Raw genomic sequence first — 20,057 nt, forward strand, 5'->3', positions numbered from 1 at the left:
CTCGCGAGGACGGCTTCTTCCCTCGTGGCGGAGCCACTTGGGAAAAAGATCCCGCAGTGAGGAAGCCGCTGAGGTTCCGCCACCCGCACCGTCACGCAGGCCATGTCAAGAGAGCTCCTCAGTTACTCGTGCCGGTGGCGAGCCGCAGCAGGCTCTCGGCGTCCATGTCGTCGATCGCGTCCGCCGGCGCCTCCGCCTCGGCGGGCTCACCGCCGTCCTCGGCCAGTTGCAGCACCATGTCCAGCAGCCCGGCCTGGCGCAGCCGGCTGAGCGGGATCGTGGTGAGGACTTCGCGGATGCGGGCGTCCGGGTCGTCGGGGCGCTCCTCGGCGTCGCCGAACAGCTCGGTGGCCAGGTGCGCCGTCAGCGCCGACGGGTTCGGGTGGTCGAAGACCAGGGCCGCGGGCAGCGCCAGGCCCGTCGCGGTGCGCAGCCGGTTGCGCAGCTCCACCGCGGTCACCGAGTCGAAGCCCACGTCCTTGAAGGCCCGCGACGCCGGGATGCCCTCCGCACCGTCGTAGCCGAGCGTGGCGGCGGCCTCGGCGCGCACCACCTCAAGCAGGGCGCGGGTCCGCTCGGCGGCGGGCAGCTCGGCGAGCCGCTGCCGCAGCGCGGAGCCCGATTCGCCCGCCTCGGCCGCTTCCGGCGCGGCGTCCAGCACCGCGCGGACCTCGGGGAGTTCGTCGAGCAGCGGGCTCGGGCGCACGGCGGTGAAACCGGGGACGAACTTCTCCCAGTCCACCAGCGCGACCGCCGCCGTCGCCGAACCGTCCACGATGGCCTGGTTCATCCCGGCGAGCGCCTGCTCCGGGCGCATGGCGGGCACGCCTTGGCGGCGCAGCCGTTCGCCGACCTCCTCGTCCATCGCCATCCCGGCCTCGCCCCAGGTGCCCCACGCCACCGAGGTGGCGGGCAGCCCGAGCGCGCGGCGGTGTTCGGCGAGGCCGTCGAGGAAGGCGTTGGCCGCCGCGTAACCCGGCTGGCCGCCGCTGCCCCACACCGCCGCGCCCGAGGAGAACAGCACGAACGCGTCCAGGTCGTGCTCGCGGGTGAGCTCGTGCAGGTGCAGCGACGCGTCCCGCTTGGAGCGCAGCAGCTCGGCGAGCTGCTGCTCGGTCAGGTCCCGCACCGGGGCGTCGCCGTCGGCCACGCCCGCGACGTGGAACACCGAGCCGAGCTCGCCGACGTCGGCGAGCACGCCCGCCAGCTGCGCGCGATCACCCGCGTCGCAGGCGGCGACGGTCACCTTCGCGCCGAGCTCCTCCAGTTCCGCGGTGAGTGCGGCGGCTCCGGGCGCGTCCGGCCCGCGGCGGCTGGTCAGCACCACGTGCTCCGCGCCGCGCCGCGCCACCCACTTCGCGACGAACGCACCGACGCCACCGGTCCCGCCGGTGATCAGCACGGTGCCGCGCGCCTCGAACTCGGCGGGCCGCGAGGACGCGGAACGCAGCAGCCTGCGCCCGAACAGGCCGCCGCCGCGCACCGCGACCTGGTCCTCCGGGCCGTTCAGCGCCGCGGGCAGCCGGTCGGTGACGCGGTCGTCCAGCGAGTCCGGCAGGTCCACCAGGCCGCCCCAGCGGTCCGGGTGCTCCAGCGCCGCGACCCGGCCGAGCCCCCACACGGCGGCCTGCTCCGGGTCGACGTCCTCGCCGTCGACGGACACCGCCGAACGCGTGGCGCACCACAGCGGCGCCACGATCTCCGCGTCGCCGAGCGCCTGCACCAGCAGCAACGTCGCCGTGAGCGCACCGGGCGGGTCGACGGCGGTCAGCAGCGACACGACCGAGCCGATCTCCCGCTCCCCCACCGCTTCCCGCAGCGCGGCGGCGAGCTCCGCGCGGTCCCGCGCCCGCGCGGGCAGCACGACGACGTCGGGGCCGAACGCGTCGACGACCATCGAGACCCAGCCGTCGTGGGATTCCGGCACGACCAGCAGCCGCGTCCCCTGCTGCTCGCCGGATCCGGTCGAGCGGGTCCAGCCGACCCGGTACCGCAGCGCGTCCACCGCCGAGCGGTGCCGGGAGCGTTCCCGCCACTGCGCCAGCGCGGGCAGCACCTCGTGCAGCGCCGTGCCGTCGCGGTCCACGCCGAGTTCGGCCGACAGCGATTCCAGATCGCCGCGTTCCACCAGGTCCCAGAACTCGGAGTCCTCGGCGCCGCCCTTGCGGGGACGCCGGGTCAGCCAGTAGCGCCGGTGCTGGAAGGGGTAGGTGGGCAGCTCGACGCTCCGGCCGGGGCCGCCGGTGAACGCGCTCGTCCAGTCGACGGCCGCGCCGTGCGCGTGGGCCTCGGCGAGCGAGAGCAGGAAGCGGCGCGGGCCGCCCTCGTCGCGGCGCAGGGTGCCCAGCACCACCGCCGGATCCGGGCAGGCGTCGTCGATCGTCTCCTCCACGGCGGCGGCCAGCACCGGGTGCGGACTGGCCTCGACGAACAGCCTCCTGCCGTCGGCCAGCAGCGCGCGGGTGGCGTCCTGCATGCGCACCGTGCCGCGCAGGTTGCGGTACCAGTAGTCGGCGCCGAGCTGCGCGGTGTCGATCCGCTCGCCGGTGACCGTCGAGTAGAACGGCACCGCCGCCGAGCGCGGGGTGACGGGCGCCAGCACCTCGGCCAGCTCCGCCTCCACCTGTTCGACGTGCGGGCCGTGCGAGGCGTAGTCCACGTTGACCTTGCGGGCGCGGATCTCGCGGCGCTCGCAGTCGGCGATCAGCTCGTCCAGCGCCTCCGGCTCCCCGGAGACCACCGCCGAGGACGGGCCGTTGATCACGGCCACCGAGATCCGCCGCCCCCACGGTTCGATCAGCTCGGCGGCGCGCTCGCCGGAGGCGGCCAGCGACACCATGCCGCCCTGCCCCGCCAGCGCCAGCAACGCCTTGCTGCGCAACGCGACCACGCGCGCGGCGTCGTCGAGCGACAGCGCGCCCGCCACGCAGGCGGCGGCGATCTCGCCCTGCGAGTGCCCGATCACCGCGGACGGCGCGCAGCCGTGCGCGCGCCACAGCTCGGTGAGCGCGACCATCATGGAGAACAGCGCGGGCTGCACCACGTCGACCCGTTCCTGCAGCGCCGGGTCGGCGGCGCCGGTGAGCACGTCGCGCAGCGACCAGTCCACGAACGGCGCCAGCGCCCGCTCGCAGTCGTCGATGGCGTCGGCGAACACCTCGGATTCGGCGAGCAGGTCGCGGCCCATGCCCCACCACTGCGAGCCCTGGCCGGGGTAGACGAAGACCGGTCCGGCGCCGCCCACGTCGGTGCCGCGCACCACGGAGGCGGCGGTTCCGGCCGACGCCACGGCGTCCAGTCCGGCGCGGAGCTCGTCGGCGTCGGCACCGAGCACGACCGCGCGGTGCTCGAAGGCGCTGCGGCCGTGCAGAAGCGACCAGGCCACCTCGGCCGGATCGAAATCCACAGTGGACATTCGCGATGCCTGCTCCCGCAACGCGTCCTCGGTCTTCGCCGACAGCACCCACGGCACCAGCCCGTAGCGGGCGCGCACCGGCTGCCGCTCGGCCGCGGCCGGTTCCGGCGCCTGTTCCAGGACCACGTGGGCGTTCGTGCCGCTGATGCCGAACGCCGAGACCGCCGCCCGCCGCGGACGCTGCGCCTCGGGCCAGGCGATCTCGTCGGTGAGCAGGCGCACCCGCCCGTCCGACCAGTCCACGTGCGAGGACGGCCGCTCGGCGTGCAACGTCCGGGGCAACCGCCCCGCCCGCAGCGCCAGCACCATCTTGAGCACGCCCGCGATGCCCGCGGTGGCCTGCGAATGCCCGATGTTCGACTTCAGCGAGCCCAGCCACAGCGGCTGCTCCGCCGAGCGCGCGGCCCCGTAGGTGGCGAACAGCGCCTGCGCTTCGATCGGGTCACCGAGCGCGGTGCCGGTGCCGTGCGCCTCGACCACGTCGACCTCGCCCGCCTCGACGCCCGCGTTGGCCAGCGCCTGCCGGATGACGCGCTGCTGCGACGGCCCGTTCGGCGCCGTCAGCCCGTTCGACGCGCCGTCCTGGTTCGTCGCCGAGCCGCGCAGCACCGCCAGCACCGGGTGCCCGTTGCGCCGGGCGTCGGAGAGCCGTTCCAGCGCGACCACGCCGACGCCCTCGGCGAGGCTCATCCCGTCGGCGCCTTCGGCGAACGCCTTGCAGCGCCCGTCCACCGCCAGCGCGCCCAACCGGCTGAAGCCGAGGAAGTCCTGCGGCCCGGCGATCACCGTGGACCCGGCGGCCAGCGCCAGCGAGCTCTCCCCGCTGCGCAGCGACTGCCCGGCCAGGTGCAGCGCCACCAGCGAGGACGAGCACGCCGTGTCCACCGTGACGGCGGGACCTTCCAGGCCGAGCAGGTACGACAACCGGCCGGAGAGCACGCTGGCCGCGGCGCCGGTGATGAACTGCCCCTCGGTGCCGTCGTCGATGCCGAACGTGCTCGCGCTGTAGCCCTGGTGGCTGGCGCCGACGAAGATGCCGGTTTCGCTGCCGCGCAACGACTCCGGGTCGATCCCGGCGCGCTCCAACGCCTCCCAGCCGGTCTCCAGCAGCAGCCGCTGCTGCGGGTCCATCGCCTGCGCTTCGCGCGGCGAGATCCCGAAGAAGCCCGCGTCGAACTCGGCGGCGCCGTCGACGAAACCGCCCTGCACCGAGTACGTGCGGCCCGCCCGGTCCGGGTCCGGGTCGTAGAGCTCCGCGGCGTCCCAGCCCCGGTCCGCCGGGATGTCGGAGATCACGTCGGCGCCGTCGAGCACCAGCTCCCACAGCTCGTCCGGCGTGCTCACGCCGCCCGGCAACCGGCAGCCCATGCCGATGATCGCGATCGGCTCGTCGGTGGCAGCGACCGCGCTGGTCGCGCGGGATTCCTGGTCGCCGGCGAGCCGGGAGTCCAGGAACCCGGCCAGGTCCGCCGGGGACGGGTAGTCGAACACGACCGTCGTCGGCAGGTTCAGGCCGGTGGCGCGCACCAGGCGGTTGCGCAGTTCCACCGTGGTGACCGAGTCGAAGCCGAGGTCGCGGAACGCGCGGCGCTCGGCGGGCGCGGCCCCGCCGGAGTGCCCGAGCACGGCGGCGGCCTGGTCGCGCACCAGCTCCAGCAGCAGCGCCGACCGCTCTGCCGCGGGCAGGCCGCGCACCTCGGCCGCGAACCCGCCGGCCTCCGCCGGAGCCCCGGCGGTCTCCGCCAGCCGCTTCACCTCCGGCACGTCGTCGAACAGCGTCGTCGCGCGCGCGGCGGTGAAGACCTGGTGGTAGTCCTCCCAGTTCACGTCGGTCAGCGCCAGCACGGACGCGTCCTCGTCCAGCGCCCGCCGCAGACCGGTGAACGCGAGCTCGGGGTCGAGGATGCGCAGGCCGGTGCGGCGCACGTTGTGCCGGTCCTCCTGCGCGAGCTCCGGGGAGTCCGGCCACTTGCCCCAGTGCAGCGAGGTCGCGGGCAGCCCCCGGGCGCGGCGGTTCTCCGCCAGCGCGGCCAGGTAGGCGTTGCCCGCCGTGTAGGCGGCGTGCGCGCGGCTGCCCCACATCCCGGCGATCGAGGAGTACAGCACGAACGCGTCGAGCTCCTCGCCGAGCAGTTCGTCCAGGTGCCGGGCGCCCGCGACCTTGGCGCGCACCACGCGCTGGAACTGCTCGGTGCTGGTCTCCTCCAGGGTGTGCAGCTCGATGATCACGGCGGCGTGCACGACGGTGCGGATCACGTGCCCGGCTTCGGTGAGCCGGTCCAGCAGGGCGGCGACCGAGTCGCGGTCGGCGACGTCGCAGGACTCCACGGCGACCTCGGTGCCCAGCTCCGCCAGTTCGGCGACGAGCTCCGGCATCCCGTCGGCGGCGAGTCCGCGGCGGGAGGTGAGCACGACCCGCTCGGCGCCCTGCGCGGCCAGCCAGCGCGCCAGGTCCGGGGCGATGGCGCCGGTGCCGCCGGTGACGAGCACGGTGCCGCGCGGCGTCCAGTCCCGCACCGGCCGCGGCGCGGCGGCGCGCGCGACGCGGCGGGCCAGCACGCCCGCCGGGCGGATCGCCAGCTGGTCCTCACCTCGGGAGTCGGCGAGCACCGCGGCGAACCTGCCCGCCGCGCGCGCGTCCAGGACCTCCGGCAGGTCGACGGTGCCGCCCCAGCGGTTCGGGTGCTCCAGCGCCGCGGTCCAGGACACGCCCATCACCTGCGACTGCGCCGGATTCGGCAGCGCGTCGCCATCGCCGGTGCGCACCGCGCCGCACGTCACCGCCCACGCGGGCGCGGTGCTGCCCGCGTCGCCGAGCGCCTGCACCAGCGACACCGTCAGCGCCAGGCCCAGCGGCATGTCCGGGTAGGTCTCGCCGGGCCGCTCGTCGAACGCGAGCACCGAGACGACGCCCGCCGGATCGGCGATCTCCGCCAGCCGCTCGGCCAGCACCGATCTGTCCACGCAGGACTCGTCGAGCAGCAGCCGGTGCACGTCGGCGCCGTGCTCGGACAACGCGGCGGCGACGTCGGCGTCCTCGGCGTGCTCGGTCGTGACCAGCAGCCAGGTGCCGTGCAGCAGTCCGCGCGGGAGCCCGTTCAGCGGCGTCCACGCCACCTCGTAGCGCCAGGCGTCCGCCTCGGACAGCACCCGGCGCTGCTTGCGCCACGTCGACAGCGCCGGCAGCACCGCCGCCAGCGCCTGCTCGTCCACGTGCAGGTGCGAGGTCAGGGCGCGCGCGTCGTGCTGCTCGACGGCGGTCCAGAACTCCTCGTCCGCCGGGTCGGAGCCGGGGTGCGCGGGTTCGGGCCAGAACCGCTCGTGCTGGAAGGCGTAGGTCGGCAGCGCGACCACCCGCGCGTCGGTGAACCAGGCGGACCAGTCGACCGCGCCGCCGCGGGCGAACACCGTCGCCACCGCGCCGGTGAACCGGTCGAGCCCGCCGTGATCGCGCCGCAGCGTGCCGGTGGCGACCGCGGCGACCTCGTGCTGCTCGATGAGCTCCTGGACCCCGAGCGTCAGCACCGGGTGCGCGCCCACCTCGACGAACACCCGGTGGCCGTGGTCGAGCAGCGACTCGACGGCCGGCGCGAACCGCACCGTGGAGCGCAGGTTCTGGAACCAGTACTCGGCGTCGGTGCGGGCCTCGTCGATCCACTCGCCGGTGACGGTGGACAGGAACGGGACCTCCGGCACGCGCGGCACGATGTCGGCGAACTCGGCGAGCAGTTCCTCGCGCAGCGGCGCGGTGTGCGCGGAGTGCGACGGGTAGTCCACGTCGATCCGGCGGACCCGCAGCCCGGCCTCGGTGAGCTCGTCGAACAAGGTGTCCAGCTCCGCGTCCGGACCCGACACCGCGATGGAACGCGGGCCGTTGAGCGCGGCCAGCGCCAGGTCGCGACCCTCGATCAGCCGCTCGACCTCCTCGGTGGACAGCGGGATCGAGAGCATGCCGCCCGTCCCGGCCAGGCGGCGGGCGATGACCTTGCCGCGCAACGCCACCAGCCGCGCGCCGTCGCGCAGCGACAGCGCGCCGGACACGACGGCGGCGGCGACCTCGCCCTGCGAGTGGCCCACCACGGCGTCGGGCACCACGCCGTGCGAGCGCCACAGCTCGGCGAGCGCCACCATCACCGCGAACGTCGCGGGTTGCTGCACGTCGTCGTGGTCCAGCGACGGAGCGCCGTCGTCCTGGCGCAGCACGGCCGACAGCGACCAGTCGACGACCTCGCTCAGCTCGTGCTCGCACTCGGCGATGCGCGCGGCGAACACGGGCGACTCGGCCAGCAGCCGCGCGCCCATCCCGGTCCAGGCGGTGCCCTGGCCGGGGAAGACGAAGACCACCCCGCCCTCGACCTCGGCCAGGCCCTCGACGACGGCGGCGTCGGGTTCACCGGCCGCCAGCGAGCGCAGCCCCGCCAGCAGTTCGTCCCGGTCGGCTCCGATCACCGCAGCGCGGTGCTCGAACAGGGATCGGGTGCGCACCAGGGAATTCCCGAGGTCGACCGGTGCGAGTTCGGGGTGCGCGGTGACGTGGCGCTCCAGGCGGGCGGCCTGCTCGCGCAGCGCCTGCTCGGACCGGGCCGAGAGCACCCACGGCACCACCGCGTCCGGCCGCGGCGCCTCGGCGGCGGCCTCGACGGGGGGCGCCTGCTCCAGCACGGCGTGCGCGTTGGTGCCGCTGACGCCGAACGACGACACCGCCGCGCGGCGCGGGCGGCCGGCGTCGGGCCAGTCGAGCTGCTCGGTCAGCAGCCGCAGCGCACCGGAACTCCAGTCCACGTGCGGGGTCGGGGTCTCGGCGTGCAACGTGCGCGGCAGCACCCCGTGGCGCAGCGCCTGCACCATCTTGATCACGCCGCCGACCCCGGCGGCGGCCTGGGTGTGGCCGATGTTCGACTTCAGCGAGCCGAGCCGCAGCGGCTCCTCGCGGTCCTGGCCGTAGGCGTCCAGCAGCGCCTGCGCCTCGATCGGGTCGCCGAGCCGGGTGCCGGTGCCGTGCGCCTCCACGACGTCCACATCGGACGGACGCAGTTCGGCGCTCTCCAACGCCTGCTCGATCACCCGCTGCTGCGCCGGGCCGTTCGGCGCGGTCAGGCCGTTCGAGGCGCCGTCCTGGTTCACCGCGCTGCCGCGCAGCACCGCCAGCACCTCGTGACCGTGGCGCTGCGCTTCGGAAAGCCGCTCCAGCACCACGACGCCGGCGCCCTCGGCCCAGCCGGTCCCGTCGGCGTCGGCGGAGAACGCCCGGCAGCGGCCGTCGGCGGACAACCCGCCCTGCCTGCTGAACTCCACGAACAGCGACGGGTCCGACATCACGGTGACACCGCCGACGAGCGCCAGCGAGGACTCCCGCGCGCGCAGCGACCGCGCCGCCAGGTGCAGCGCCACCAGCGACGAGGAGCACGCGGTGTCGACGGTGAGCGCCGGGCCGTGCACGCCCAGCGTGTAGGCCAGCCGCCCGGACATGACGCTGGAGGCCGTGCCCGTCATCGTGTGGCCCTGCAGGTCGTCGGCACCGGCCTGCGAACGACCCCAGTGGTAGGCGCCGACGAACACCCCGGCCGGCGTGCCGCGCAACGCGCTCGGCGCGATGCCCGCGCGCTCCACGGCCTCCCACGCCACCTCCAGCAGCAGCCGCTGCTGCGGGTCCATCGCCTGCGCCTCGCGCGGGGAGATCCCGAAGAAGCCCGCGTCGAACTCGGCCGCGTCGTAGAGGAAGCCGCCGGTGCCGGTGGTGCTCTCCCGGCGCAGCGAGCTCAGGTCCCAGCCGCGGTCGGTGGGGAATCCGGCGACCGCGTCACCGCCGGTGGACACCAGGTCCCACAGGTCCTCCGGCGAGCGCACGTCACCCGGGTAGCGGCAGGCCATGCCCACGACGGCCAGCGGCTCGCGGTCGCGGTCCTCCAGCTCCTCGATGCGCTTGCGCGCGTGCCGCAGATCGACGGTCATCCGCCGCAAGTAGTCAACGACCTTTTCCTGCTGCTCTTCAGGCACGGGGCTTCCTCACATCGTTCTCGCTGCCCGGCCGGTCGCGTCGCGCACGGGCAGGTGGCGCGCTCGGCGCGCGTCGTTGAACTCGTCGTTCCAGGTGAGCGGCGTCGTCGGTCTGCGTCCCGCCGGTGGCGGAGGCGGCGATCTCGCGGCGGGTACCCGAGAAATCGGCCCCGCGGCGAGGAAACCGCCGGGATTCCGCCACCCGCACCGCCGCGCGGGCCGAGTTCACCGACCGGCTCCTCACGCGACGAACTCCTCGTCGATCAAGTCGAGGAGGCGGTCCACCGAAGCGTCCGCGATGTCGGTGTCCTCGTCCGGCGCGGTGCCGCGGAGCTTCGCGGTGAGGCGGTCCAGCATCGCGGCCAGCCGGTCGCGTTCCGCCGGATCCGCCGGGGTCTCGTCGAACCGCCGCTCCCACGCCGCCAGTTCGGCCTCCAGCGACGAGTCCGCCGCGAGGTGGTCGATCAGGTACTCGGCCACCGAGTGCGGCGTGGGGCGGTCGAAGACCAGCGAGGTCGGCAGCCGCAGCCCGGTGGCCGTACCCAGCCGGTCCCGCAGTTCGACGCCGGTCAGCGACTCGAAGCCCATGTCCTTGAACACCCGGTCCGGCCCGACCCGGTCGGTCTTGCGGTGACCGAGCACCGCCGCCGCCTCGGTGCGCACCAGGTCCAGCAGGAACGGGGTGCGCTTGCCGCGCGGCAGCCGCGCGAGGCGGTCCGGGAGGTCCACCGGCTCCGAAGCCGCGGCGGCCACCGGTTCCGGCGCGGCGGTCGCCGAGATCGCCGCCTGGGCCTTCGTCGGCCAGAACCGCTCCCGCTGGAACGGGTACGTCGGCAGCGCCACCGGGCGCGCACCGGTGCCGGTGAACACCTGCCGCCAGTCGACGGCCGTCCCGGTCACGTGCAGCCGGGCCAGCGCGGTCACCCACGCGGCCTCCTCGTCGCGGTCGCGGCGCAGCGCCGGGACGACCGCGACGGGGCTGCCCGGCGCGGAATCCCGCACCATGCCGGAGAGAACGCCGTCCGGGCCCAGTTCCAGGAACCGCGTCACGCCCTGCTCGTGCAGCGCGGCGACGCCGTCGGCGAAGCGCACCGGTTCCCGCACGTGGCGCACCCAGTACTCCGGGTCGGCCAGCTCGCCCGGCCGCGCGAGCCGGCCGGTCAAGTTCGACACCACCGGAATCCGCGGCTCGGCGAAGGTCAGACCGCCGACGACGTCGCGGAAGTCCGCGAGCATCGGCTCCATCAGCGGCGAGTGGAACGCGTGCGACACCCGCAGCCGGTTCGTCTTGCGGCCCAGGTCGGTGAAGTGCTCGGCGAGCGCGACGACCTCCTCGGCACCACCGGACACGACCACCGACTCGGGGCCGTTCACCGCCGCCAGCCCGGTGTTCGCCGTGAGCAGCGGGACGACCTCGCGCTCGGCGGCCTGCAGCGCCACCATCGCGCCACCGCCGGGCAGGTCCTGCATGAGCCTGCCGCGCGCCGCGATCAGCTTCGCCGCGTCCGGCAGCGACAGGGCTCCGGACACGTGCGCCGCCGCGACCTCGCCGACGGAGTGGCCGCCGACGTGGTCCGGGTGCACCCCGTGGGACTCGGCGAGCCGGAACAGCGCCACCTCGACGGCGAACAGCGCGGGCTGCGCGTTCCCGGTGCGGTCGAGCTCCTCGGCGTCCTCGCCCCAGATGACGTCGCGCAGCGGGCGGTCCAGGTGGCGGTCCAGTTCGGCCAGCACCTCGTCGAACGCCGCCGCGAAGACGGGGAAGCGGGCGTGCAGTTCGCGCCCCATGCCGAGCCGCTGCGAGCCCTGCCCGGAGAACACCACGGCCGACGAGCCCTCGGCCGACGAGCCGCGCGCCACCTCCACGGCGCCGTCCGCGGTGCTCAGCAGCACCGCGCGGCGTTCGAAGGAGGTCCGCCGCGTCGCCAGCGACCAGCCCAAGTCCACCGGCGAGGAGGTCCCCGACTCGGCGAGGTCCCCGACCTGGTCCAGCAGCGCGTCCAGCGCCGCGTCCGAGCGCGCCGAGACGGGCAGCGGCACGGCCGCCGGGACCACCGCGGGTTCGGATTCCTCTTGCGGCGCGGCGGGAATCGGCTGTTCGAGGATGACGTGCGCGTTGGTGCCGCTGATGCCGAACGACGACACCGCGGCGCGGCGCGGCCGGTCCCCGCGCGGCCACGGCGCGGCGTCGGCCAGCACCTCCACCGCACCGGAAGTCCAGTCCACCCGCGGGGACGGGCAGCGCATGTTCCGGATGCCCGGCAACCGGTCCTCGCCCAGCGCCAGCACCGTCTTGATCAGCCCGGCCATGCCGGCGGCGGCCTGCGCGTGGCCCAGGTGCCCCTTGACGGAGCCGAGCAGCAGCGGGATCTCGCGGTCCTGGCCGTAGGTCGCCAGCAGCGCCGCCGCCTCGATCGGGTCGCCCAGCGCCGTGCCGGTGCCGTGCGCCTCCACCGCGTCCACGTCGACGGCGGCCAGCCCGGCGTCGGCCAGCGCCTCCCGGATCACCGCCCGCTGCGCGGCTTCGCTGGGCGCGGTGAGCCCGGCGGACGCGCCGTCGGAGTTGATGGCCGAACCGCGCAGCACCGCGAGCACGTCGTGCCCGGCGGCGCGCGCCCGCGACAGCGGCTCCAGCAGCACCACGCCGACGCCCTCGGACCAGGCGGTGCCGTCGGCGTCGTCGGAGAACGGCTTGCAGCTCCCGTCGGCGGCGAGCCCGCCCTGCCGGGAGTAACCGACGAACGAGGCGGGCGTGGACATCACCGTCACCCCGGCGGCCACCGCCAGCGAGCACTCGCCCGCTTCGATGGACCGCGCCGCCGAGTGCAGCGCCACCAGCGAGGACGACGACGCGGTGTCCACCGTGACCGCCGGTCCCGCCAGGCCCAGCAGGTAGGCGAGCCGCCCGGAGGCGACCGCGGTGGACACGCCGGTCACCGCGTGCCCGCTCAAGTCCTCGGCGGCCCCGTCGGCGGCCACCGCGTAGTCCTGGCCGTGCAGGCCCGCGAACACGCCGGTGCGGGAGCCGCGCAGCGACGCCGGGTCGATGCCGGCCCGTTCGAACGCCTCCCAGGAGACCTCCAGCAGCAGGCGCTGCTGCGGATCCATCGCCAGCGCCTCGCGCGGCGAGATCCCGAAGAACTCGGCGTCGAATTCCGTCGCGTCCGGCAGGAAACCGCCGGAGTCGACGGCGCAGGCCTCGCGCAGCCCCGCCAGGTCCCAGCCCCGGTCCTCCGGGAATCCCGACGCAGCACCGGAATCGGAGGTGACCAGCTCCCACAGGTCCTCGGGCGACCGCACCGCACCGGGGAACCGGCACGCCATCGCCACCACCGCGATCGGGTCTGCCGCGGCCGGTGAATCGTCACCGGCCGGGATCGTCGTGCGCGGGATCGTCATGCGCTGCACCACCTCTGGCGAGAAGTCGGGCGGGACTGCACCACTCGACTGCGGAGCGTAAGTGCGCCACGGCTGTACTTTTCCCTAGAGCCGCAGGTCGAAGGCCCGAACCGCCCGGGCGAACCCGGATCGGTCCTGATCGCTTCCCGATCACCGACGCCACCGCTGAGCAGTGCTCACGCACCCGGCCCGTTAGCGGGAGCCCGGCGACGCCCGCGCGAAAACCGCTCCCGTGGCGAAGCCCACCCCGGCGAAAACCCGCGCGGTCGCCGCTGACCACCTGCCCTTGATCTCAGATTTGGAGGTGAGCGGCGTTCATGGTCGTTGTCCTGTCAGCGGCGGAGCCGCTGAGCAGTGACCGGCTTGAGCAAGTCGACCACCGGCGGGTTCTCAGCGGCTTCCTCGCGAGGACAGCGATTTCGCCGTGTAGGGAGCTACATGAGAAATCGATCCCGCAGCGAGGAAGCCGCTGAGGTTCCGCTACCCGACCCCTACGCAGGCCATACAAGCGGACTCCCCAACAGGACTAGGGATTCTCCGAATGTTGGTGTGGGAGAACAGTCTTCGTCTACTCCCGGCACTTCCCGCCGCCGGGATGCCGATCTCGCGAAGGGCGTGTTCATGGAGTCGACCCGGCGGCCGATCCTGTTCGTCAGCTACCCGGAGAGCGGTCTGCTGAACCCCCTGCTCGTGCTGGCCGAGGAGATGTCCCGGCGGGGCGTGCCGGACCTGCACTTCGCCACCGACGACAACCGGGCCGACGAGGTCGCGGCGCTGAAGGCCGACAGTCCCGTCGAGTTCGTCTCCCTCGGCCCGGTGGTGCCGGAGATGTCGGCGGTGACCTGGGACGACGAGACCTACGCGGACGTCACCCAGCGCTCCCGGTTCAAGGCGCACCGCGCGGTCATCCGGCACACCTTCTCCCCCGAGGCGCGCATCGACAAGTACCGCGCGCTGGAAGCCGCGGTCGAGGAGATCCGGCCCGCGCTGATGGTCGTGGAGAGCATGTGCTCCTACGGCTACGAACTCGCCATCACCAAGAACATCCCGTTCGTGCTCGGCGTGCCGTTCATGCCGAGCAACGTGCTCACCTCGCACGTGCCGTTCGGCAAGTCCTACACCGGGCCGAACTTCCCCGTCCCGCACTCGGGGCTGCCCTACGAGATGAACTTCCTGCAGCGGCTGACCAACAGACTGTTCAAGTGGCGCACCCTGGGCATGTTCATGACCGCGGAGCTGCGCGAGCGCGCCGCGCGGGACCAGCGGATCCGCGACGACCTCGGCGTGTCGAAGGAAGCGGGCGGGTTCATGTCCCGCATCGACCACGCGGCGATGGTGCTGTGCTACTCGGTGCGCGAGCTCGACTACCCGTTCACCCCGCCGGACACCATGCGCCTGGTGGGCACGATGGTGCCGCCGCTGCCGCAGGCACCGGACGACGACGGGCTGACCGAGTGGCTGTGCACGCGCGATTCCGTGGTGTACATGGGATTCGGCACCATCACCCGGCTCACCGCCGAGCAGGTCGAGGCGTTGCTGGAAGTCACCCGCAGGCTCGGTGAGCGCGGCACCCACGTGCTGTGGAAGCTGCCCGGCGAGCAGCAGCACCTGCTGCCGGACGAACTGCCCGCGAACCTGCGGGTGGAGAAGTGGGTGCCCTCGCAGCTCGACGTGCTCGCCCACCCCAACGTGAAGTTGTTCTTCACCCACGCCGGCGGCAACGCGTTCCACGAGGGCCTGCACTTCGGCAAGCCGCTCGTCGTCCGTCCACTGTGGGTGGACTGCGACGACCAGGCGGTGCGCGGCGCGGACTTCGGCGTCAGCCTCACCCTGGACCGGCCGGAGACGATCGACGTCGAGGACGCGCTGGACAAGCTCGTCCGGGTCCTCGACGACCGGTCGTTCCGCGACAACGCCCAGAAGTTCGGCCAGCTGCTCAACGACGCGGGCGGCCGGGAAGCCGCCGCCGACCTGCTGCAGGCGCTGCCCGCGCTCTCGGCGGAGAAGGCGAGCCTCTGATGCGCTACCCCGTTTCGAAGCCGTGGCTGCACGGGCGCGAGCTGGAGTACACCAGCGAAGCGATCAGCGAGAACTGGATCTCCTCGCAGGGGCCGTTCGTGCGGCGGTTCGAGGAGGAGTTCGCCCGCTACAACGGATCCGCGCACGGAGTGGCCTGCTCGTCCGGGACGACGGCGCTGACGCTGGCGCTGCGGGCGCTCGGCGTCGGCGAGGGCGACGAGGTGATCGTCCCCGAGTTCACCATGATCGCCTCGGCGTGGGCGGTGACCTACACCGGCGCCACTCCGGTGTTCGTGGACTGCGGCGACGACCTCAACATCGACGTCGCGCGGATCGAGGAGAAGATCACCCCGCGCACCAAGGTGATCATGCCGGTGCACATCTACGGCAGGCGCTGCGACATGGATCCGATCATGGAGCTCGCCTACGAGTACAACCTGCGCGTGGTGGAGGACTCCGCGGAGGCGCACGGCGTCGCGCCGGTCGCCGACATCGCGTGCTTCTCGCTGTTCGCCAACAAGATCATCACCGCGGGCGAGGGCGGGATCTGCGTCACCGACGACCCGCGGCTGGCCGAGCAGATGGCGCACCTGCGCGGCATGGCGTTCTCCCGCGACCACAGCTTCCTGCACAAGAAGCTCGCCTACAACTTCCGGATGACCGCGATGCAGGCCGCGGTCGCGCTCGCCCAGACCGAGCAGCTCGACCACATCCTCGCGGTGCGCCGGGACATCGAGAAGCGCTACGACGACGGGCTGCGCGACGTCGACGGCATCACCCTGATGCCGCCGCGCGACGTGTTGTGGATGTACGACCTGCGCGCCCGCGACCGCGAGGGCCTGCGCGCCTTCCTCGCCGAGCACGGCGTGGAGACCCGGCTGTTCTTCAAACCGATGAGCCGCCAGCCCGGCTACCTCGACCCGGACTGGCCGTCGCTCAACGCCACCCGGTTCAGCGAGGACGGGCTCTACCTGCCCACCCACACCGGTCTGACCGCCGACGACCAGGACTACGTCGTCGGCAAGGTGCGCGAGTTCTACGCCGCGAACTGACCGCAGCAGCACCCGACGATGGAGAGCGGATCATGGCCGACGTGGTCGACTTCCCGTTGCGCCGCCCCGGCGCGTCGTTCCCGCCCGCCGAGTACGCGGGCTTCCGGGAACAACCCGGCCTGGTGCGTTCCAGGCTGCCCACCGGCGCCGTCGTGTGGCTGGTGACGCGGCACGAGGACGTGCGCGCCGTGCTCACCGACCGGCGAGTCAGCTCGAACCCGACACACGTTGGATTCCCCAGCCTGCTCGGCAAGACCGGCGGCGTGCCCTCCCCCGACACCATGCCCGGCTGGTTCGTCGCGCTCGACCCGCCGGACCACGACCGGTTCCGCAAGACGCTGATCTCCGAGTTCTCGGTGCGCCGGATCAGGGAGATGCGCCCCGCCATCGAGCAGGTCGTGCACGACCGCATCGACGCGATGCTCGCCGCGGGCGACACCGCGGACCTGGTGGCGGACTTCGCGCTGCCGGTGCCGTCGCTGGTGATCTCCAGCCTGCTCGGCGTGCCGAAGGCGGACCGGGACTTCTTCGAGGCCAAGACCCGGACCCTGGTCAGCACCACCGCCACCGACCAGGAGCGCGAAGCGGCCACCAAGGAGCTGCTGCGCTACCTCAACCGGCTCATCTCGCTCAAGCAGAAGCGCCCCGCCGACGACCTCATCAGCCGGCTGCTGGCGGCGGGCACCATGTCCGCCGCGGAGCTGTCCGGGGTGTCCATGCTGCTGCTGATCGCGGGGCACGAGACGACGGCGAACAACATCGCGCTCGGCGTGCTCACGCTGCTGATGCACCCGGAGTGGATCGGCACCGAGGGCGTCGTGGAGGAGCTGCTGCGGCTGCACTCCGTCGCCGACATCGTGGCGCTGCGGGTGGCCGTGGAGGACCTGGAGATCAGCGGGCAGACGATCAAGGCAGGCGAGGGGATCGTGCCGCTGGTCGCCGCGGCCAACCACGACGAGGAGGCCTTCGGCTGCCCGCACCGGTTCGATCCGTCGCGCTCGGCGCGGCACCACGTGGCGTTCGGCTACGGCGTGCACCAGTGCCTCGGGCAGAACCTGGTGCGCGGCGAGATGGACCTCGCCTACCAGGTGCTGTTCGACCGCATCCCTAAGCTGGAGTTGGCGAAACCGGTGGACGAGCTGCCGTTCAAGTACGACGGCGTGCTGTTCGGGCTGCACTCGCTGCCGGTTCGCTGGTGACCACGCACCGTTCCCGAAGGAGACCCATCACATGCTCAAGATCATCGCGGACACCGAGCGCTGCGTCGGCGCCGGACAGTGCGTGCTGTCCGCGCCCGACGTGTTCGACCAGGACGACGACGGCGTGGTGACGCTGCTCGACGAGACCCCCGGCGCGGAGCACGCCGACGACGTGCGCCAAGCGGCCCTGATCTGCCCCTCCCAGGCGATCACCGTCCAGGAGGCCTGACCGGCTCGCGCATACCCGACCAGTGCGGGGCGTCCTGACGGGGCGCCCCGCACTCGTGTTTCCGGCGGTGGCACGCCCGCCTGCGGTGCAGGTCACTTTGTTGTGGAGCGGGTGCTCCATTACGGTGACGGCATGCCCAGGCCCCGCGTGCACGATCTCGACCAGGTCCTCGACGTCGCTGAGCGGCTCGCCGTGGAGGTCGGGCCGGAGCGGTTGACGGCGCGGCTGCTGTCGGCGGAGACCGGGGTGCCCAACGGGGCGATCTACCACGCCTTCGGCTCGTTGGCGGCGCTGCGCGGGCGGATGTGGCTGCGGGCCGCGACGGACTTCCTCGACCTGCAGACGACGCTCATCGATCAGGCACTCGGCGACGCTCCCGGATTCGAGGCGGCGGCGAACGCGGTGGTCGCCGCCGCCGACGCGCCCGCGCGGTTCGCGGAGCAGCGCCCGGCCGCCGCCCGGATGCTCCTGACGGTGCGCCGGGAGCAGCTGCTCGGCCCCGACCTGCCCGGCGAGCTCGCGGACGCGCTGCTCGGGCTGGACCGGAGGCTGGTCGCCGAAGTGCTGTGCCGGTTGGCGTCGGCGCTGTGGTCGCGGCGCGACGGGCGCAGCGTCGAGGTGGTCACGACGTGCGTCGTGGACCTGCCGACGGCGCTGCTGCGCCGGGACCTCATCCAGGTCGGCGCGGACGGCGCGCCGCGGATCTCCGACGACGTGCGGGCCCGCCTCGACGCCGCGGTGCGCGCGATCCTCGCGCTGGACCCGCCCGCCCCGGCGAACCGGGGCTCCCACCCCGCGTAGCGGCGAAGCCGCCGAACACCGCCCAAGCTGGTCGCACGACCCGGAAACCCCTGCGAGAGAGGATCACCATGCCCGCGCTGCACGAGGACGACGGCGTTTTCACCCTGGACCTCGGAGACGACGAGAACAGGTTCTCCCCGGACTGGCTGCAGGCCGTGAACACGTCGCTGGACACCGTCGTCGAAGCCTCCGGCGCGCTGGTCACCACCGGCCACGGCAAGTGCTACTCCAACGGCCTCGACCTGGAGTGGATCGTGCGGCACCCCGAGGAGCTGCCGTCCTACCGCACCGAGGTGCAGGAACTGCTGGCCCGCGTGCTCACCCTGCCGGTCCCGACGGTCGCGGCGGTCAACGGCCACGCGTTCGGCGCGGGCGCGATGCTGGCCGTGGCCCACGACTTCCGGGTGATGCGCGCCGACCGCGGCTTCTTCTGCTTCCCCGAAGTGGACATCGACGTTCCGTTCACGCCGGGCATGGCCGCGCTGATCCAGCACAAGCTCACCCCGGCCGCCGCGATCGCGTCGATGACGACGGGACGGCGCTTCGGCGGGACGCAGGCCCGCGAGCTCGGGCTAGTGGACGAGACGGCCGCCGAGGGCGCGGTGGCGAGCAACGCCGCGGAGCTCGTGCGCCCGCTGGCGGGCAAGAACCGCGACACCCTCGGGACGATCAAGACCACCATGTTCGGCGCGACGGCCGCCCTGCTCCGCGCCGCCGAACCGGCCGCGCAGCCCTGATCCCCACGACCGAAACCGGACTCGGGCCGCCCGAGCCGGCCTGGAAGGTAGCGATGCCCAACCCCGATTCGACCGCACCGCACTGCCCGCCGGAACTGCTCCAGGGGGCGAAGAAGGTCTCCGTGCGGCCGGGTTTCACCGGTCTGCTGTGGACCGATGTGCGCGCCCGGCTCTCCGAGCCTGCCCGGCAGTACCTGCGCCGCACGTTCCCGGCGGTCGCGGTCCGGACGTTCACCGGTACCGACGAGGCGTACTGGCAGGAGTGGCTGACCGACGAGAAGCTCGATCAGCTCTCCGGACTCGTCATCGCCCTCGACGGCGACGGGGTTCCCGCCGGGTGGGTGGCCGGCAACGACCGGGAGTTCGGCGGGCGCACCTGCTTCTACGCCAATTCCGCTGGAGTGCACCCGGACCACCAGGGCACCGGGATCTCCAGCACCCTCTGGCGCGCGCTGCTGCGCGCGGCGATCGCCAAGGCCGCGCCGCGCAGCCTGCACGCGGTGATGCGCACCGCGAACCCGCTGGTCTACAGCGGGTGGTCGGCCGCCACGGGTCGCGACGACACGACCTGGCCCGCGCCGGGCAGGGAGATCCCGGAGCACGTCCGGCGCATCGCGGCGGACGCCGCGGCCGACCTCGGCCAGGCCGACCGGCTGGACCCGGCCACCTCGGTCATCACCGACGCCTACGAATCCGAGCTGTGGACGGAACGTCCGACCTCGCACCGCGCGGAGCTCGACGAGTGGTTCGCGGAACTGCTCGGCCCGCGCGACGCGGTGCTGCTCGTCGTCGCGTTCCACCCGGTCAGCCTGATGACCCACTTGGTGCTGCACCAGGTCCGCCGCAGCCTCGGCCTGCGCAAGAGCACCTCATCCCGCAGCGCCCGCACATGACCGGCCAGGACTCGATCCCCAACGGCATATCTCCGCAGAGTGCGATGTCGCCGTGCGAGACACGGACGACAGCGCGAAACCGCCCCGAGGTGAACCGAGCTCCCGATCAGCACCACAGGAACGGCGAGGCCGAATCCCTAGCGGCCGAAGGCCGTGCCTGTATTCGCGAAGCGAATAGCCCACGTCCACAAGCCGACCACCGGCGGGTTCTCAGTCGGTCTCTCGCGAGGACAGCTTTTTCCCTCGTGGCGGAGCCACTCGGGAAAAAGATACCGCAGCGAGAGACCGACTGAGGTTAAGATAGGGAGAGAGTCGG

General features: G+C 73.4%; 8 protein-coding genes and 1 pseudogene. 7 read left to right on the plus strand and 2 right to left on the minus strand.

Annotated features, from left to right (window positions below):
* Positions 1-118: 118 nt before the first annotated feature.
* Positions 119-9,412, minus strand: a complete 9,294-nt coding sequence (locus tag ACWD38_RS14260) for a type I polyketide synthase (protein WP_450124203.1) — start codon at positions 9,410-9,412, stop codon at positions 119-121.
* Positions 9,413-9,652: 240 nt separating this feature from the next.
* Positions 9,653-12,766 (minus strand): annotated as a pseudogene (locus tag ACWD38_RS14265) (type I polyketide synthase); the annotation flags it as partial.
* A 666-nt stretch (positions 12,767-13,432) separates the two neighbouring features.
* Between ACWD38_RS14265 and ACWD38_RS14270 the strand changes: the two are divergent.
* From ACWD38_RS14270 to ACWD38_RS14300, 7 genes are all read left to right on the plus strand, one after another.
* A complete protein-coding gene (locus ACWD38_RS14270; protein ID WP_184480931.1) occupies positions 13,433-14,830 on the plus strand; it encodes a glycosyltransferase in 1,398 nt (465 codons plus the stop codon).
* On the plus strand, positions 14,830-15,882 hold the full coding sequence (locus ACWD38_RS14275; RefSeq protein WP_184480933.1) for a DegT/DnrJ/EryC1/StrS family aminotransferase: 1,053 nt from the start codon (positions 14,830-14,832) through the stop codon (positions 15,880-15,882). The genes ACWD38_RS14270 and ACWD38_RS14275 overlap by 1 nt, the downstream gene beginning before the upstream one ends.
* A 32-nt stretch (positions 15,883-15,914) precedes the next feature.
* A complete protein-coding gene (locus ACWD38_RS14280; protein WP_450124204.1) occupies positions 15,915-17,081 on the plus strand; it encodes a cytochrome P450 in 1,167 nt (388 codons plus the stop codon).
* A gap of 31 nt (positions 17,082-17,112) precedes the next feature.
* Positions 17,113-17,310, plus strand: a complete 198-nt coding sequence (locus ACWD38_RS14285; protein ID WP_184480937.1) for a ferredoxin — start codon at positions 17,113-17,115, stop codon at positions 17,308-17,310.
* 132 nt (positions 17,311-17,442) lie between these two features.
* Positions 17,443-18,111: a helix-turn-helix domain-containing protein gene (locus ACWD38_RS14290; protein ID WP_184480939.1), complete on the plus strand. Its 669-nt coding sequence runs from the start codon at positions 17,443-17,445 to the stop codon at positions 18,109-18,111.
* A gap of 68 nt (positions 18,112-18,179) precedes the next feature.
* A complete protein-coding gene (locus ACWD38_RS14295) occupies positions 18,180-18,848 on the plus strand; it encodes an enoyl-CoA hydratase-related protein (RefSeq protein WP_450124205.1) in 669 nt (222 codons plus the stop codon).
* Positions 18,849-18,901: 53 nt separating this feature from the next.
* On the plus strand, positions 18,902-19,741 hold the full coding sequence (locus ACWD38_RS14300; RefSeq protein ID WP_450124206.1) for a GNAT family N-acetyltransferase: 840 nt from the start codon (positions 18,902-18,904) through the stop codon (positions 19,739-19,741).
* Positions 19,742-20,057 lie beyond the last annotated feature (316 nt).

Source organism: Saccharopolyspora sp. NPDC002578, from assembly GCF_053592695.1.

Coding starts and splice junctions, on each gene's coding strand:
- ACWD38_RS14295 (WP_450124205.1), top strand. CDS start 18,180: ATGCCCGCGCTGCACGAGGACGACGGCGTTTTCACCCTGGACCTCGGA.
- ACWD38_RS14285 (WP_184480937.1), top strand. CDS start 17,113: ATGCTCAAGATCATCGCGGACACCGAGCGCTGCGTCGGCGCCGGACAG.
- ACWD38_RS14280 (WP_450124204.1), top strand. CDS start 15,915: ATGGCCGACGTGGTCGACTTCCCGTTGCGCCGCCCCGGCGCGTCGTTC.
- ACWD38_RS14300 (WP_450124206.1), top strand. CDS start 18,902: ATGCCCAACCCCGATTCGACCGCACCGCACTGCCCGCCGGAACTGCTC.
- ACWD38_RS14275 (WP_184480933.1), top strand. CDS start 14,830: ATGCGCTACCCCGTTTCGAAGCCGTGGCTGCACGGGCGCGAGCTGGAG.
- ACWD38_RS14290 (WP_184480939.1), top strand. CDS start 17,443: ATGCCCAGGCCCCGCGTGCACGATCTCGACCAGGTCCTCGACGTCGCT.
- ACWD38_RS14270 (WP_184480931.1), top strand. CDS start 13,433: ATGGAGTCGACCCGGCGGCCGATCCTGTTCGTCAGCTACCCGGAGAGC.